Origin of the sequence: Paenibacillus apis (assembly GCF_018333295.1) — a bacterium.
GTDB classification, from domain to species: domain Bacteria; phylum Bacillota; class Bacilli; order Paenibacillales; family Paenibacillaceae; genus Fontibacillus; species Fontibacillus antibioticophila.
Genome location: NZ_BORS01000035.1, coordinates 1 through 15,451 on the forward strand (window position 1 = coordinate 1; position 15,451 = coordinate 15,451).

The 15,451-nt window shown below is 49.0% G+C and carries 17 protein-coding genes, 1 rRNA gene and 1 riboswitch; of the genes, 2 read left to right on the forward strand and 16 right to left on the reverse strand.

Features of this window, described 5'->3' with window-relative positions; genetic code table 11:
* Window positions 1-215 precede the first annotated feature (215 nt).
* The 3 genes from KI362_RS24880 to KI362_RS24890 all read right to left on the reverse strand — a co-directional run bounded on the left by KI362_RS24880 (window position 216) and on the right by KI362_RS24890 (window position 4,172).
* Window positions 216-1,352, reverse strand: a complete 1,137-nt coding sequence (locus tag KI362_RS24880; protein WP_301630946.1) for a 3D domain-containing protein — start codon at window positions 1,350-1,352, stop codon at window positions 216-218.
* 264 nt (window positions 1,353-1,616) lie between these two features.
* Window positions 1,617-1,847: riboswitch (cyclic di-AMP (ydaO/yuaA leader) on the reverse strand.
* A 218-nt stretch (window positions 1,848-2,065) separates the two neighbouring features.
* Window positions 2,066-2,836, reverse strand: a complete 771-nt coding sequence (locus KI362_RS24885) for a TatD family hydrolase (protein ID WP_301630947.1) — start codon at window positions 2,834-2,836, stop codon at window positions 2,066-2,068.
* Window positions 2,837-2,885: 49 nt separating this feature from the next.
* The gene (locus KI362_RS24890) at window positions 2,886-4,172 is read right to left on the reverse strand and encodes an HD domain-containing protein (protein ID WP_301630948.1); all 1,287 of its coding nucleotides are present in this window, start codon (window positions 4,170-4,172) and stop codon (window positions 2,886-2,888) included.
* Window positions 4,173-4,483: 311 nt separating this feature from the next.
* Here KI362_RS24890 and KI362_RS24895 point away from each other — a divergent pair, with 311 nt between their 5' ends.
* The gene (locus tag KI362_RS24895) at window positions 4,484-4,738 is read left to right on the forward strand and encodes an AbrB/MazE/SpoVT family DNA-binding domain-containing protein (RefSeq protein WP_044482617.1); all 255 of its coding nucleotides are present in this window, start codon (window positions 4,484-4,486) and stop codon (window positions 4,736-4,738) included.
* Window positions 4,739-4,864: 126 nt separating this feature from the next.
* On the opposite strand, the gene rsmI is transcribed toward KI362_RS24895, so the two are convergent.
* The 10 genes from rsmI to KI362_RS24945 all read right to left on the reverse strand — a co-directional run bounded on the left by rsmI (window position 4,865) and on the right by KI362_RS24945 (window position 12,511).
* On the reverse strand, window positions 4,865-5,767 hold the full coding sequence (gene rsmI, locus KI362_RS24900) for a 16S rRNA (cytidine(1402)-2'-O)-methyltransferase (RefSeq protein WP_301630956.1): 903 nt from the start codon (window positions 5,765-5,767) through the stop codon (window positions 4,865-4,867).
* Window positions 5,739-6,521 (reverse strand): tRNA1(Val) (adenine(37)-N6)-methyltransferase, encoded by a 783-nt coding sequence (locus tag KI362_RS24905; protein WP_301630949.1) that lies wholly within the window; start codon window positions 6,519-6,521, stop codon window positions 5,739-5,741. The genes rsmI and KI362_RS24905 overlap by 29 nt, the downstream gene beginning before the upstream one ends.
* Before the next feature lie 87 nt (window positions 6,522-6,608).
* Window positions 6,609-6,983, reverse strand: a complete 375-nt coding sequence (locus KI362_RS24910) for an initiation-control protein YabA (protein ID WP_301630950.1) — start codon at window positions 6,981-6,983, stop codon at window positions 6,609-6,611.
* Window positions 6,984-7,035: 52 nt separating this feature from the next.
* Window positions 7,036-7,836, reverse strand: coding sequence for a PSP1 domain-containing protein (locus KI362_RS24915; protein WP_044482621.1), 801 nt, complete (start codon window positions 7,834-7,836; stop codon window positions 7,036-7,038).
* Window positions 7,837-7,977: 141 nt separating this feature from the next.
* Window positions 7,978-8,952, reverse strand: coding sequence for a DNA polymerase III subunit delta' (gene holB / locus KI362_RS24920; RefSeq protein ID WP_212943272.1), 975 nt, complete (start codon window positions 8,950-8,952; stop codon window positions 7,978-7,980).
* A 17-nt stretch (window positions 8,953-8,969) separates the two neighbouring features.
* Window positions 8,970-9,413: a YaaR family protein gene (locus KI362_RS24925; protein ID WP_044482623.1), complete on the reverse strand. Its 444-nt coding sequence runs from the start codon at window positions 9,411-9,413 to the stop codon at window positions 8,970-8,972.
* Window positions 9,414-9,511: 98 nt separating this feature from the next.
* A complete protein-coding gene (locus tag KI362_RS24930; RefSeq protein WP_044482624.1) occupies window positions 9,512-9,841 on the reverse strand; it encodes a cyclic-di-AMP receptor in 330 nt (109 codons plus the stop codon).
* Between the two features lie 56 nt (window positions 9,842-9,897).
* A complete protein-coding gene (tmk, locus tag KI362_RS24935; protein WP_301630951.1) occupies window positions 9,898-10,578 on the reverse strand; it encodes a dTMP kinase in 681 nt (226 codons plus the stop codon).
* The gene (locus tag KI362_RS24940; protein ID WP_301630952.1) at window positions 10,565-12,163 is read right to left on the reverse strand and encodes an aminotransferase class I/II-fold pyridoxal phosphate-dependent enzyme; all 1,599 of its coding nucleotides are present in this window, start codon (window positions 12,161-12,163) and stop codon (window positions 10,565-10,567) included. The genes tmk and KI362_RS24940 overlap by 14 nt, the downstream gene beginning before the upstream one ends.
* A gap of 162 nt (window positions 12,164-12,325) precedes the next feature.
* A complete protein-coding gene (locus tag KI362_RS24945) occupies window positions 12,326-12,511 on the reverse strand; it encodes a sigma factor G inhibitor Gin (protein ID WP_044482627.1) in 186 nt (61 codons plus the stop codon).
* A gap of 222 nt (window positions 12,512-12,733) precedes the next feature.
* Here KI362_RS24945 and KI362_RS24950 point away from each other — a divergent pair, with 222 nt between their 5' ends.
* A complete protein-coding gene (locus KI362_RS24950) occupies window positions 12,734-13,258 on the forward strand; it encodes a hypothetical protein (RefSeq protein ID WP_301630953.1) in 525 nt (174 codons plus the stop codon).
* 80 nt (window positions 13,259-13,338) lie between these two features.
* Here KI362_RS24950 and KI362_RS24955 read toward each other — a convergent pair whose 3' ends face one another.
* The 3 genes from KI362_RS24955 to rrf form a co-directional block, all read right to left on the reverse strand.
* Window positions 13,339-13,767, reverse strand: a complete 429-nt coding sequence (locus KI362_RS24955) for a hypothetical protein (protein ID WP_301630954.1) — start codon at window positions 13,765-13,767, stop codon at window positions 13,339-13,341.
* 174 nt (window positions 13,768-13,941) lie between these two features.
* On the reverse strand, window positions 13,942-15,108 hold the full coding sequence (locus KI362_RS24960; RefSeq protein WP_301630955.1) for a PdaC/SigV domain-containing protein: 1,167 nt from the start codon (window positions 15,106-15,108) through the stop codon (window positions 13,942-13,944).
* Between the two features lie 251 nt (window positions 15,109-15,359).
* Window positions 15,360-15,451 (reverse strand): 5S ribosomal RNA (gene rrf / locus KI362_RS24965); the annotation flags it as partial.

Below are 15,451 nucleotides of genomic sequence, written 5' to 3' on the forward strand. Positions count from 1 at the left end.
AGCCTGAACATCTCAATTCTATCGGTTTGGTCTTAGTGGTCAAACCCTTGATTCCTCCACCCGCATAGCGGGTGGTTTTTTGTTTCGCACGCTTCGCGAGCTCAACTGGCTAAAGCCTAAACAAAAAGAAGAGGAATGCTCCTCTTCTTATCCGTGTCTTATTCACTCACCCTAATAGTATCCCATTCCCTGTGCAAAGTAAACGAGGGACCGCGCTAGTTCAGCTCCGGCTTCGTCGGGCCGATCACATAGACGGTACGCCCCTTCTTGCGGCCAAAGTTCTGTGCCGCCTTCAGAGAATCATAGTATACATCCATCTTATTCCCCTTGATGGCACCTCCGGTATCCTCCGCCTTGCGGAATCCAATCCCTTCGATGTACACCCACCAGCCAAGCGGAACGACCGATTTATCCACTGCAATCGTTCTGCCTTCGGTAACCCGCGTACCGGAAGCTGTGCGCGTTCCGATTCCGTCTTCCTCCGAGGAATATGCGGTCAGAGTTACGTTTTTAAGCACTTTTTTATATTCAAAAGAGACGCCGCCCTTGGTTGCCACTCCGCTGATATTCACCGAATTATCTTTACGGGTAATGGTCGCGGCTGCAACAACTGCGGGCTTCTTCGTACCAACAGCAATGACCTTCGGAGCAGCTTCTTTTTCCACTACTTTCCCCAGCCAGATTTTGGACACGAGAACTCCGTCTTCAAAGACTTTTTCGTAATTATGAACAATCACGCCTTCACTGCCCTCAGAGGTCACTTTGGTGTTGCCTTTAAGCAACGTATCATCCGAGGTCTTTACGACGGTGAAAGGTATGACGTCCTTTGTCTGCACGGTATGCTTTGTTACGCGTACAATTTGAATTTCTTGGTTGGCTTCAACCTTGCTGTCCAGTGCCGGGGTCACCTTATCGTCCTTATCGACGGTAATGCCAAGCTCGGCGATCGCCTTTTGCACACTTTTTTGTGTAGTAAAGTGCAGCTTCGTCGCTCCATCGACATTCACTTTGACAGGAACGGCTCGTACGATCACGATCTTGTCTCCGTCTTCGATGGGGCTATTCAAGGCCACCGAGATCGAATCCTCGGGATTCAATGCGATGGACTGCTCCTCCAGTACCTGATTGACCAGCGAATGACGGGTTTCAATGCTTTGACTTTGCCCATCAACAACCAAGTGAACCTGCTTGCTATTTTGAGTGAAATACCAGATTAGGGTAACGATGATGAGTGCGACGGCTACTGCCCCAACGACAGCCACTTGACGTAAGTGTTCTTGTTGCCACCGCAATGCGTAAGACATGCTGGATGAGCGCGATTCATGGGACTCCTCATTCCGGAACAAACCCATTTCTTCCGTCCTCCTTACATAGTCCCGCCGTTAGATCGATTCGTACTGCATTTGACGTGACTACTAATCATTTTTACGGACTGCTTGATTTGAAGCTGCAATCCGCATCCTGTCCCAGTCTTCCCGGACATAGTCACCTCCTGTATATCACAGTATGATGACCCTATTACAATTATTCAAAACAAAAAAGAAGCCTAAAGGAGAGAGTAAGAGGCTCTCTTTCGTGGCTTCCGAGTTTGTCTTGGTGTAATAGGATGCACGAGTTTGCCCTCTCAACGTACGCTTACGGGGTTAGCTGTCGGGTTAGGACGCGAGAGTGCCGCCCCTTCTCAGTTCATTCGCTCATGGCGCAATGACCTCGAATTCACCCCATAGACCCGAGTAAAGAAATCAATTACAGTTCATTCCGGCACACTTTCTGTCATCTGTGTTGATATCCGGCATGATGTATTTGGTTCCCCCGCTCTCCATTCGGAGATTCAGCGAGACTGGTTCATGGAACACTGTAATCCGGACCCTATCCATCTACACATGGAGGGTGCCAAATCGATTACTGAAAAGATTCTAACTTGTTTCGATGCAGATTGTAAAGGACGGATCAAGAACGTTTATTTTAAAATATGGTTAAAAAAATGTAATAATCTCCCCTCAGATGATTAAAATGCATTCATCTTTCCGTATACCTCTGTTTTTCATTGCTTTTTCTCCTGTTTTCATCGTATTCCAAATCGTTCCAGTGCATTTTGGGTCGTAATTCTCGCAATTTCTTCCAGTTCTTTCCCCAGAAGCTCAGCTGCAGCTTCAGCCACCAGACGCACATATCCGGACTCGTTTCTTTTCCCTCTAAATGGATGAGGTGTTAAATAAGGGGAATCCGTCTCGATAAGTAAACGGTCTAAAGGTGTCTTCATCAGGACCTCTTTCGGCTGCTTTGCATTTTTGAAGGTAATCGGTCCCCCAAACGACAAATGAAAGTTCATATCCAGGCACATCTTGGCAATTTCCCAGCTTCCCGAAAAGGAGTGCATCACACCGCCAATCTCGCTTGCCTTCTCTTCCCGAAGAATTCGAACTACGTCCTCATGGGCATCCCGATTATGGATCGAAATGGGCATGCCCAATTGCCGGGCAAGGCGAATCTGCTTACGGAACACTTCATGCTGTACCTCCTTCGGCGAGGTATCCCAATAGTAGTCCAGACCGATCTCACCGATCGCAACGACCTTCTCATGCTTACACAGCTCGGTAATCCAATCCAGGTCCTCCTCCTTCATGGTGATGGCATCCTGCGGGTGCCAGCCGACGGCGGCGTAGATGAACTCATATTCTTCGGCCAATTTCATCGTGGTGGGAATCGTCTCCCGGTTAAATCCAATATTGATCATCCGCGTAACGCCCTGCTCTCGAGCACGTTCGATAGTTTCTGCACGGTCTTCGTCAAAATTCTTCGAATCCATATGGGTATGGGTGTCAAATAACTCCATTGCGGTTAACCTCCTAAAGTGATAGCGTGCAAGTCATAAATTCTATTTATCATTTCTGTATAAATATTGATGCTGTAGATTCCGGAAGCTGGTCCAAGACAGCCTTTACTTTTTCGTAAGGAAAGTACAAATGGTATTTTCCCCGGTGCAAGCCGCTGATCGAGCGGACGATGTCCGATACTTCGGATATTTCCACAAGCCGTTCATGCTTGTCCAGGAGCAGGATTTGCTTCTCCGTGGACTCATTGTCAGGACGAAACACATCATAAGGCAGATCGGTCGGAAAATCAATTTCCAGATCGTAATCCGGATGGAGTCCTGCTGCTTCGAATGCATGGCGAATATCGTCAATGGTCTCCATATCCAGAGATTCAACTTCTACATATTTATACAGTTTTCTATCCAAGAACCGGCTGCATAGTTGGCCAAGCAATTCATCTGACTCCAGGCGCCACTGCATAAAGGCAGTTTGTACCAGCGCTTCGTCCAGCAGCAGATATTCCTGAACGGTCAAATCCCGCTGGAACAAGCCCGGAAGCGGATCAGGCAAAAACCGGAACGAATGTCCCGTATCGAATAATTCCTTGGCTCTCCGGAAAATTTGCCGCAAAATGATCTCCGAGCTCCGGGTCACCGGATGAAAATAAACCTGCCAGTACATCTGATATCTGGACATAAGATAGTCTTCCACGGCGTGCATCCCTGATTCCTTCACGACAATTCTCCCTTGATATGGACGCAGCATCCGCAGAATCCGGTCCATATCGATAGTTCCGTACTCGACACCTGTAAAATAAGCATCTCTCAGCAAATAGTCCATGCGATCGGCATCTAACGGGCTCGATACCAAGTTGACCACGATCGCCTTTTCGTAGGTTTTCTGAATGACGGAAGCTACCTTCCCGGGGAAATCCTCGCCTAATCTGCGCAGTACAGCTGCAACCTCCGTATCGCCAAGCACAATCTTGCACGTCCAATCCTCATGATTCATTTGGAAGGCGTGTTCTATGGAATGAGAGAACGGTCCATGCCCCAAATCATGAAGCAGGGCCGCACACAGGGCTACCATCCGCTCCTCCTCCGGCCAATCCGGATATTCGGCACGTTCAAATTGGGAGATGATTCTCCGCGTAATCTCATAGACGCCCAGCGAATGGGAGAACCGGCTATGCTCTGCGCCATGAAAAGTCAAATATGAAGTGCCCAGCTGGCGGATCCGTCTAAGCCTTTGAAATTCATGCGTATTAATAAGTGACCAGATAATTTCATCCTGCACATGAATATAATTATGTACCGGGTCCTTGAACACTTTTTCTTCCTTCAGTTGCTTTTCCATCTCAACATCTCCTTTACAAAAAGATTCTTCAAAATTTACGGATAATGGCTTAAAAAGGTAGTTACTGTCAGGTGGTGTCGAATTGTGTCGTTATATAATCTTCCAAAATGTCGAATAAGATCGTATGCTCATTTGGTAGTAAAACCGGGTTAACAGCGCTTAGCTACAAAAAATATTTAGAAATAATGATGAACTCTGCCATAAATAGGTTGACTGATTTGGCAATGGTTGGTATCATAAATATCATAAAACATAGAAGTTTGTCGAATCATGACGCTTTTATACTATAGCGAGAGGGGCCTTCATAGGTTATGATGAAATCAACGGGTATTGTAAGAAAAGTAGACGAACTGGGACGGGTAGTTATTCCAATCGAGCTGCGCCGCACACTCGGTATTGGCGAGAAAGATGCGCTTGAGATTTATGTGGACGGCGAACGGATCATGTTGAAAAAATATGAGCCTGCTTGCATTTTCTGTGGTAATGCAGAGAACGTAACTTACTTCAAGGGCAAAATTGTTTGCCACGAATGCATTACTCAGCTTCCTACCCCTGTGACAAATTAAGATTTATAGTATATAATAGGTTTATAAAAATTTGTTAATTCTAACCTTTTTCATATCTCCTTGGCGCCTTCCAGGCTTGAACCCAGCCTGAGAAGGCCCCTTTTTTGTCTAATTCCGCAATTACCGTTACTCCTCTTCTTTCCCGTTCTCCAGCAAATGCTTGTAGATATCTCTTTTGGATATTCCCCGATCTCCCGCGGCTTTTTTCATGGCCTCTTTTCGAGAACACGGCTCCTCAGTCTCATAATAAGCTACGTGCTCTTCTACCGATAATGCTTGCCACCAGGCATCCTGACGCTCCTTCACTTTGCTCTGCTCCTCACCGGATACAACGATGCAGTATTCGCCCAGCGGCGGGTGCTCCTCTAACCAGGACAGGCATTCACGGATTGTCCCCCGAACCATTTCTTCATGCCGTTTCGTCAATTCCCGGGCCAGTACAACTTGCCGATTCCCCCATGCTTGCTGCATAGCCGTCAAGGTCTTTATAACACGGTGGGGAGATTCATAGAATAGTAAGGTACTCTGTTCATCCTGCAGTAATTCCAGCAAGCTATTACGCTCTTTAGATTCACGGGGCAAAAACCCGAGAAATTGAAAGCGTTCCGTAGGCAGCCCTGAGACGATCAGCGCCGAGAGGGCCGCGTTTGCTCCAGGGATGGGTATCACAGGAATCCCCTGCTCCACAGCCAGTCGAACCAGGTCGCTGCCGGGGTCGGAAATCGCCGGTAATCCGGCATCGCTGACCAGCGCTAAATTTTTTCCTTCTATTATATAGCGAATTAATTCGGGTCCGCTGGCTGCCTTGTTATGCTCATGATAGCTGAACAATTTGGACGGAGAAATCTCGAAGTGCGTTAGCAGCTTCCGCGTCTGTCTCGTGTCCTCCGCAGCAATAATATCCGCCTCGTTAAGCGTGCGTACCGCCCGGTAAGTCATATCCTCCAAGTTACCGATCGGGGTTCCGACGAGATAGAGACTTCCCGTCTTCTGGTTTGATTCAAAGCTCTTCTGAATTTGAATGGTCATGCTCTTCCCTCTCTGATCCATAATAAATCTGCATAATCTCCGGACTGTATTGTCCATCTTCATTATAAACAATTAATGGGGGCAGGATGCGGACATCCGGCTTTCCATCCCGCAGTGCTTCAATCAACACCATATTGGCTTCTGCGTCCGCCCTAGGATGGACAAACCGGATTAATTTAGGCTCCAGACGGTATTGCCGAAATAAAGATATAATCTCCCCCAACCGCTGGGGTCTGTGCACCATCGACACCTTTGCACCCGGTCTTGCCAGCCGCATCGCGGCTCTGGCTACATCCTCAAGATTACAGTGAATCTCATGTCTGGCCATCGCCTGATGAGGATTCAGCTTTGATTCTCCGGAATACACAGGCATATAAGGAGGATTGACTGTAATTGCATCATAACTCCCATGTCCTGCCTCTTTATATAACTCCCGCAGATCTCCTTCCCGGATCGCAATTTGTGCCGTTAATCCATTCATCTCCACACTTCTTCTTGCCATCTCCGCAAGCCGGGGTTGAATCTCAATCCCTTCAATGCTTGCCTTGGTTCTGGTGGATAGCAGCAGCGGTATAACCCCGTTCCCTGTACAGAGATCGAGGATCTTCCCTTTGCTTGGAATAGAAGCAAATCTGGCCAGAAGCACCGCATCCATCGAGAAGCTGAACACCTCTTCGCTTTGAATAATACGGAGCTGCTGGGTCAGCAGGTCATCAACCCGCTCATAATCATAGATCGTTACTTGATTCTTCAACTTGAAAGCTCTCCTCTATCGCTGCCGGTCTCTCCGGCACATGTCTGCAAAAAATCTAAAAAAAACCGTAGGGGCCCCTACGGTTCGTTATTTATTCAAAAATGACAAGCAGAACAGGCAATCGCCCTCAGTGCGTAAATGACCATAATATACGTTGCATATGTGGAAACCTTCATGATAGAGACGCGCCAGATTGTCATAGCCCTCTCCAACAACATCTACTGCTTCTTTGCCTCCGGCAGAGGGGGCAGCAGCGGATCGAGATGAAGATGTGGAAGCAGGGGCAGCCTCTTTAGCCTCTCCCATCATAATCTTACGCATCTTCTCATTCTCCAGACGAAGCTGCTGGTTCTCTTCTACCAGCCTCTTGACTTCCAGCATCAGTGCGCCCAAATCGCCGTGAAATTTCCCCACCTGTGTCTCCAGCGCCTGCACATGTTTAAATATATCCTTATTCTCCAAGTTCCCACCCCAGAGTCATTCTCTAAAGTCTTTCTTGAATATGAATTAGATGCTATTTCACAACTACATCGTCTAACGGAAGCTCCTTGACCTTGCCTGCGTCAAACAGCTGCACATGAACCGTGCGTGCTCCCGCGTTAAGACCAACCACTTTGCCTTCACCTAAAGAGCTAATAACAATCTTGCCTACGGACGGAAGCTCTTCCTTCACGCTCTCATAGTTGTCATGCTCGAACTTCAGACAGCACATCAGCCGCCCGCACAGCCCGGAAATCTTGGTCGGGTTCAGTGACAGGCTCTGGTCCTTAGCCATTTTGATTGATACCGGCTCAAAATCGCCAAGCCAGGAAGAACAACAGAGCACGCGTCCGCAAGGACCGATTCCTCCGAGCATCTTGGCTTCATCTCTGACTCCAATCTGACGGAGTTCAATCCGTGTACGGAAAATGCTTGCCAGATCCTTGACCAGTTCACGGAAATCAACTCGTCCTTCCGCCGTGAAGTAGAATATGATCTTGTTACGGTCAAACGTAAATTCTACATCCACCAGCTTCATCTTCAGATCATGGTCTTTAATTTTATTTAAACATGTGGCAAATGCATTTTTTGCCGCAAGCCTGTTATCCTCCACAACACGTGCATCGGAATCGTCGGCAATCCGGATAACCTTCTTCAGCGGAAGGACGACATCCTGCTCGCCCACCTTCTTCTTCCCGACGACTACCTTCCCGTACTCGATCCCCCGCGCCGTCTCAACGATGACGCTCTGGTCCTTCTCCACAGGGAGCTCGAGAGGATCGAAGTAATATATTTTGCCCGCTTTTTTAAAGCGGACGCCTATTACAGTGTACAAAAACTAACCCCCTTGTATCCTGAAAACCCACTTTATAAAAACCTGGCGGACGTTCTGTAAAACCCCACGTTTTTCACGGGAGAAAGTTTAAAACCGCTGACCCGCATCTAAACGAAGCCGGGCAGCAAGATGGGCAGTTCCTTAGGCGCCAATCGCGATCAAGAACTGCTCAAGACAGAGCTGGCCGTTCATATTCTGACGAAGCTTCTTCTTGCTCTCCGCCGCAAGCGCCATCCCCTGAATCCAGTAGTCCGCACTTCGCGTGGAAGCCTGCTTCATAATAAAATCCAGCTCATCTATGAATACAATATGGTCATGTCTATGATAGAGTGCATGGAGCATGTCCTTGAACCATACATGAAAAAGATCCAGCAGCATATCCAGGTGTTCACCAAGACCTGCCTTGAATATAGATTGCTGCGCTGATACAAGTGGAGAACCGCCACGGCCTGCGGTTTCCTTCCCTAATTGTAACACTACGTTTCTAATTTCTGCAAACCAATTCTGTTGCAACAAATCCCGGCATGCCGCCAGTCCTGACGCGACCTGAACCGCGCATCGGGCCAAAGCACCGGGATAACCCTCGCTTACCAATATTTGCAGCATCCGTTCAGGCTCTAAAGGCAGGAATGGCACCCATTGAGCTCTTGATTGAATGGTCGGCAGAAGAGCCCGTCCATTGTCCGTTAATAAAATAGCCACCGCAGGTGACGGAGGCTCCTCCAGAAACTTCAGCAGGCTGTTCGCAGCCTGCACCGTCATTTTCTCCGCCTGGTCAATGATATAGGCTTTCGGATTGCCTTGCTCCGACCGATAGGAGAAAATCCGCTGTAAATCGCGAATCTGATCTATTTTAATGGTCGAGCCGTCGGGATAGACCTGATGGAGATCGGGATGATTACCGTGAAGCACCTTGCGGCATTCCAGACATTCGCCGCACGCCTCCTCTTCTCCTTCTGTACAGTACAACGCCTGTATGAAGGCCATCGCCATTTCCTTCTGTCCGCTCCCCGGCGGCCCGTTAAATAGATATGCATGAGATATTTTATGCTGCCGAAGACCGTTCTGCAGCATTTGCTTAGCAGTCTCTTGTCCGATGATTTCCTTGAAAGACATAATCGTATTTTACCTTCCTAGTAACAAATATTGATCAGCATCCCACGGATTTCACCGATTTTTTGCAGAAGCTCAATCTTCCCTTGCTCCGTCTCCAGCAATTCATCCGCCATCGCGAGCAGAGCAGCATCGACTTCATCCAGCAGCTTATATCGCTTGCCCCGGCCTCTGCGATCCCAGCCTCGGGATTCCTTGATGCCCACCCCGCGCCGGACCGTATCCTCCAGAAATCGCTTGACCATTGTCCGGTAAGCCTTAAGCTCCCTAACTGTCATGGAACGTGCAAGCCGGTCTCCCTGAAGCTGGATCTCCTTGAATTTGCGTGCAAGCTCTTCCTTCGATGACTGCTCCCCATGCTGCTGCATCACATCAGAGAAGCTCTTCGCCTGAATTGGCCTTGCTGCGTTATCACTACCGCTAAGGCTGCTCTTTAGCGGCCTGTAACCCGGATCAATTTTCATGTGCTCTATTCACCGCCTGTCTGCAGAATAATTGATAGCTTTAAAGTCTCTATTTTTTAGAATACTTGGTGATCAAAAAGGGACTTCTCGAGTATCCTTTAAAAATGTTCAAAACGGTCAACCGGCATTACAAACACAGTTGCTCCTCCAACTTGCACCTCGACCGGAAGCGGCAAATAGGAATCTGTCGTTCCACTCATCGGTGTTACCGGAGTTACCAGCTGCTCGCGAACCTTACAGCTGTTGCGGATGACGCTCATAACGCCTTCCACCTGATGGTCCTCTACACCGATCATGAATGTGGTATTTCCGGCCCGAAGGAATCCCCCGGTACTGGCCAGCTTGGTGGCACGATAATTTTCCTTCACCAATGCGCCGGACAGACGGTTGCTGTCCTTATCCTGAACGATAGCGATGATCAGTTTCATTTGCATTCCCTCCTCGGTTTGATAACACTATTTAACCACTTTTACTTATTTGACAATCATACGCCAAAATCCTTTAATGCCGCATCCAGTCTGGCAGTTAATGCCGCTGCGACCTCCTCGAAGGAGCCGGATGCATCAATCTCATGAATTCGACTCGGGAACATCCCGGACACGATCCGATAGCCTTCCCTAACTTTATGATGGAACGAAAGGCCCTCCAGGTCAAGCCTGTTCACTTCTCGTCCTTGTCCTGCCGCGATACGGGCAAGCCCTTGCTCAGGCTCAATGTCGAGATAAAAGGTCATATCCGGAAATCTGCCGGCGGTAGCGAACATATTGATAGAGAGCACTTCCTCAATTCCTAATCCGCGGGCATAGCCCTGATAGACGAGACTGCTGTCGACGAAGCGATCGCTTAATACCGTAATTCCTTGGGCGAGCATCGGCTCCACCTTCTCTGCCAGGTGCTGCCTCCGGGCTGCTGCATAGAGCAGTGCCTCGGTTCTGGCATCCATCTCCGTATGGCTGGGATTCAGGATGATCTCGCGAATACTCTCGGCAATTCGGATTCCCCCGGGCTCTCTGGTCGTCATATACTGGATTCCGCGAGCCTCAAGTACACGAGCCGCTTCTTCCATCAACGATGTTTTACCTGCTCCCTCGCCTCCCTCCAGCGTAATGAAGAGTCCTTTTCGGCGGTTTACTCCTTCTTCTTGTACCTGTTCATGAACGTTCAACGAGGAATTCCCTACTTTCTTCTATATCCTTAATAATGACTTGAATGGTAGATAGGGTGACGTCTTTTACGCCTTGGCATTTTGCTTGAGAATCCCTAAGCTGATGGAGCTGCAGGCTCCGCTGCTCACTGATCCGCTCACCGGGATACAGAATCGGAATTCCAGGCGGATAAGGCACGACCATCTCAGCCGCCAGCCTTCCCGCGCAATCAGACAAGGGAACGGATTCTATATTCCCGGCTGCGATCGGACGAAGGCTAAAGCGGACCGGGGAAGATACCGGTTCAAGCTCTGCCCCGGGCTTATTTCCTTTATCGGCTTGTTTCAGGGAGGCCTGAACCTCTTTGTTCGCGATGTTCCACGTGGAAACATCATCTTTCGACAGCTCCTTCAAGGCCTTCAGCAACCGATTGGCATCCTGAAGGCGCGATCCTGGGCCGAGCGCCAGCACAACATAGCGCTCATCGCTCATCTCCGGCACGCAGCCGGCTGCTTCCAGCAGGGTCTGGAGCTGGTACCCGCTCCAGATCCCTGCGGCATCATAGATCACCACCTTGAAGGGATCTTGTATAGCATATGCGGCATCTGCTCCGCTTGCGCCCGGTTCAGGTGCAAGCAGCCCAAAACGGGACAACTCCCGGATGCCGCGCCGCAGCTTGTCCGCGGTTGCCAGCGCGGACTCGAAGTATGCTGGGCCGCTGGAGGCAAGCTGACAGCGGCACAGATCGAGCGAGGCCATAATCGGGTACGATGGGCTCGAGCTCTGCACCATCGCCAGCCGCTGCCTCAGCAGCGTGCGGTCGAGCAGGCCGCCCTGCACATGCAGCATGGCGCCCATGGTCAGGGCGCCGAGCATCTTATGCGTGGACTGCACGACCGCGCTGGCGCCCTGACCATGGGCACTCGCCGGCAGCGCCGGGTGCAGCCCGTAGTGGGCGCCATGCGCCTCGTCCACGAGCAGCGGCACGCCGCTCGCCGCGCAGAGCTTCGCCAGCGGCGCAAGGCTGGCTCCCATCCCGTAATAGTTCGGGTGCGTCACGAGCAGCCCCTTGGCCCCGGGATACCGGGCCAGGGCCTCACGCACCGTTGCCTCGGACGGGATGGTCGCCAGGCCGCTCGCGGGGTCCAGTCGCGGCGCAAGGAACACGGCTCGTGCTCCAGCCAGCATCAATCCGTGAATCACGGATTTGTGCACATTGCGCTGCACGAGCAGCACATCGCCTGGAGCGCTGCACGCGCTCAGGATCATTGCCAGGTTGCCGGCCGTGCTGCCGCCAACCAGAAAAAACGTCTCCTCGGCGCCGAACACCGCCGCGGCCAAGCGTTGCGCCTCCAGGATGGCGCCCTCCGGATGATGCAGATCATCCGTGCCGGTAATCTCCGTCACGTCCAGCTCCATCATCCGGGCCAGCGGATAACCGGCAGCGCTTCCGTACCTGCCCTCGCTCTGCCGTACAGCCTCCCCATCCTTATGCCCAGGTACGTGAAAGGAGGCATCCTTGCGCTCCCTGTATGCAAGGAGCGCCTCATAAAGCGGAGCCTGAATCTGTTGTTGTCCGCCTGATCTATTATTTTGCTGATTCAATCTATATCCTGATCCTTCCGGCTTGTCTATCGTAACGCCTTCGCTTCATTGTAACGCCTATGTGCGCTTACGGGCAATATAAAAGGACCTTATCGCTAAAATCAGGTCCTCTCATGATCCTTCTTATCTTTTTTGCTGACTTATATGGATTGCTGCCCCACACTATGCATTTTCCCCGATCCAGATCCTTTTCATGCGATGGACAAAAAAATGATATTTATCCTCTTGGACATCCGTATGAACCATTTCCGCCTCGCAAGCATCACAGATAAATTCAGATACAATATGAATGCCTTCCGACTTTGGCTCCCCACAAATAATGCATGTGTTCGGCGTAAGCTCATCCATGTTCCATCCCACCTTGTTTGTTTTACTACCAGTATGGCACATATTCTATCAATTTAAACCTTTTCATAGCTCATTTCTGATATATGTATATGCGCCCCTTGCCAGATGGGTGTTTGTACAGAGGCATCTCAAAAAATCTTACTTTTATCCGATATATTAATCAGAGCGTACCATTTTCTAATAATGCCACACCACTTGTTTCAGGGGAGGACTTTATTGCTGATGCCTGCAGATAAAGGAAATAACGCAACATTTTATCATTATCGACTATTAAAAAGACTCACTGTGCCTCGTCCGCTAATCAGCAGCTTTTTGACGCTTCCTTTCATTTGGCTGGCGGCAACGATGGTATTTTTCTCCTGGACCAGTCTGTTCTATTTTCTCTTAGCGATCCCGATCGTTCTCTGGATTCACTTTGTCATTGCCCGTTCCGTACTAATTATAGTCAGCCACTCTTATCGTAAACGGTGGCGGTTCAGCTGGAGACTTCCTTGGCTGGGGTATTTGCCAGATCAATTTGTGACCTACAGTACCTTTCGCCTGGCTCATTTACATATTAGCTGGATCGGCATTTGCCTCTTTGCTGCCCTGATTCCCTGGTCTCCTCCTGCCTTCATCATTTCCTTGGTGTTGTGGCATCTGTGGCTCCTGTCGCCGAAGCTGTATATCCTGATTGGAATGCGCAAACAGCCTAAAGGCGGTATGATCAAGATTACTCCACAGGATACTTCCTACTATATGCCTTAATTACACTGCCTGGATAAAAAGAGCCTGTCTCCGCAGCTCATGTGTGGAATCAGGCTCTTTCCTTGTTCATATATCCGTGCCTACTGATTACTTTCCAGTCCTTTTATAATCGTCTTCTCTTGCATTTTAGGAACGAGTACGGTAAAGGCATTCTTATGCATGGTCAATTGAACGACCAATTTATCTTTTGTAAATACAAGGGTTGTTCCCGTGCTCTCCTGAGTATTCTCCTTCCATCCCCATTCCGTAATTGCCTTCACATAGGGTTCAGGTACAGGGTCATCCTCACGGAGTCCAGGCATGGAATAGTGTACATAGTCTACCTTCGTATTGTTCGTCGCCGTCTCGGTCCGCTTGGCTTCCTTAGGTACCGGAAAGCTCTTCTCTACAGCTGAACCGACAAATGTTGTCCAGGAAGGCTCAGAATCCGTGCAGCCTGTTATGATTAGTAGCATCATCAGGACTCCACTCATGAAGCACAAGGAATACCTGATTCCCCTCAGCTGCATGCTGATCTCCTCCTTACCCAATCTATATTCCGAGAGCTTATAGCTGCATTTGATGTTGAAGCTGATATAGAACACGGATAGGCCCTTTTGCCTAATGACAAGTTGCCAGTCTTCATTATAACGTTAGTCCATACACCAATCGGTAACAAAAAGGTTACATTCATTCTCCGTTTCTTATGGAAGCAGGTTTTGATAATGACTATTCTTCTTCAAAAGCTTCTCATAGGCTATCGAATACTCCGGAATACCAGCCGCATAAGGGGTATATTCATAGACCTGGAAGAAGAACGTCACCTTATCGCTCTGCAAGTAATAGTCGGTATAATCACTGCCAATCCCCTTAAATCCTCCAAAATAACCAGGATGGGACTCAAAGCCCTCCTTGACCTCCCCGTTAATGATGTTCATATAGTCTGAGGTATCTCCGAACAGTTCCTTAAGCGTAAGCAGGCTGCCATCCTCCAGGTTGAAGGTGTATCCCTGCCGTACTGTCATTCCATGGGCACCACCGGTATATTTATATTTATCTATGAAAAGACTGAGCAGCCCCTTCTGATTGTAAGTAACCACGTAGGAAGAATTAAATTCATATGGGGCAAGATTAGACTCTCCTTCACGGTTTTTTAACGATTCAGCTATATAGGCTTGAAATTCGGAGTTATCCTTTTCAAAGACACGGTTGATGGCCTTTTCCGCCGAAGTATTGCCAGGTATAGCAACAGAAGGAGCATTTAATGTAATCACGGCATCGGCATTGTCTTCTCGATGACTAACCGTCTTCATCTCCAGATTGTTCAGTTGAGACTTGACGATATCCAATTGCTTCAGCTTGCCTTCCCACACCCCCTCATAGCCCAAATAATCCTTGAGCCATTGGAATGGAACGTAGATTCTTCCCTTTATCAGCTTGGCTCCGGGAGTCCCCAGGTAGTGGCCGTTCAGATAAGAGGTGACGCCGCCTTCATACAAAGTTACTTTAAGCTTCTGATAATCTTGGGTAATGATGTATGTGCGACTGGCGGATTCATAGGTTAAGGATAAATTAAGCTCATCGCGCAAAAACGTTAACGGAACCCAGGTTTTGTTATCAAATAACATGCCCTGCTGGGCTGCCTTCTTCCCATTTGCCTTCAATTCAACCAGATTGCTCGTGACGGAGGTTGATTGGGACTGGGCTGCTATCAATGGATCGGCTGACTGACCTGAGCCCTGCGCCGCTACCAGATTGTCCCCGGCATGCATTTCGCTCAGCAGCAAGGAGCCTGCCGCTACGCCCATTAGCAGCAGCATCTTACTATTCGAAGTTATTTTAAAGGTTCTCCGCTTGTGTTTGCTGTTCATTGGTTTCTTCTCCTCCATGCAGTAAAATATTCTATTACTATTGTATCCTTTTTAAGATGGGATATAGTGACAATCCAATTTACAGTTTCTTTTCTATTGACCAGCTTTTAGCGAGCATTTCTTACTAGTTCTTAACCTTCTAATCACTTTCCCACTCGTATTTCTAGTTTTTGTTTGAGAGCAGGACAAGAATAGCTGTGAAAAAAATATTAAAAAAGCACCACCGGGTTATCGGTAGTGCTCTTTGTGTTGCTTGGCGGCGTCCTACTCTCCCAGGACCCTTCGGTCCAAGTACCATCGGCGCTGGAGGGCTTAACGGTCGTGTTCGGGATGGGTACGCGTG

Coding starts and splice junctions, on each gene's coding strand:
- KI362_RS24885 (WP_301630947.1), bottom strand. CDS start 2,836: ATGGAGTTATTTGACACCCATACCCATATGGATTCGAAGAATTTTGAC.
- KI362_RS24955 (WP_301630954.1), bottom strand. CDS start 13,767: ATGCAGCTGAGGGGAATCAGGTATTCCTTGTGCTTCATGAGTGGAGTC.
- KI362_RS24880 (WP_301630946.1), bottom strand. CDS start 1,352: ATGGGTTTGTTCCGGAATGAGGAGTCCCATGAATCGCGCTCATCCAGC.
- KI362_RS24890 (WP_301630948.1), bottom strand. CDS start 4,172: ATGGAAAAGCAACTGAAGGAAGAAAAAGTGTTCAAGGACCCGGTACAT.
- KI362_RS24945 (WP_044482627.1), bottom strand. CDS start 12,511: ATGGATGAGCTTACGCCGAACACATGCATTATTTGTGGGGAGCCAAAG.
- KI362_RS24930 (WP_044482624.1), bottom strand. CDS start 9,841: ATGAAACTGATCATCGCTATCGTTCAGGATAAGGACAGCAACCGTCTG.
- holB (WP_212943272.1), bottom strand. CDS start 8,952: ATGTCTTTCAAGGAAATCATCGGACAAGAGACTGCTAAGCAAATGCTG.
- KI362_RS24925 (WP_044482623.1), bottom strand. CDS start 9,413: ATGAAAATTGATCCGGGTTACAGGCCGCTAAAGAGCAGCCTTAGCGGT.
- rsmI (WP_301630956.1), bottom strand. CDS start 5,767: ATGACCATTCAAATTCAGAAGAGCTTTGAATCAAACCAGAAGACGGGA.
- KI362_RS24960 (WP_301630955.1), bottom strand. CDS start 15,108: ATGAACAGCAAACACAAGCGGAGAACCTTTAAAATAACTTCGAATAGT.
- KI362_RS24895 (WP_044482617.1), top strand. CDS start 4,484: ATGATGAAATCAACGGGTATTGTAAGAAAAGTAGACGAACTGGGACGG.
- KI362_RS24950 (WP_301630953.1), top strand. CDS start 12,734: ATGCCTGCAGATAAAGGAAATAACGCAACATTTTATCATTATCGACTA.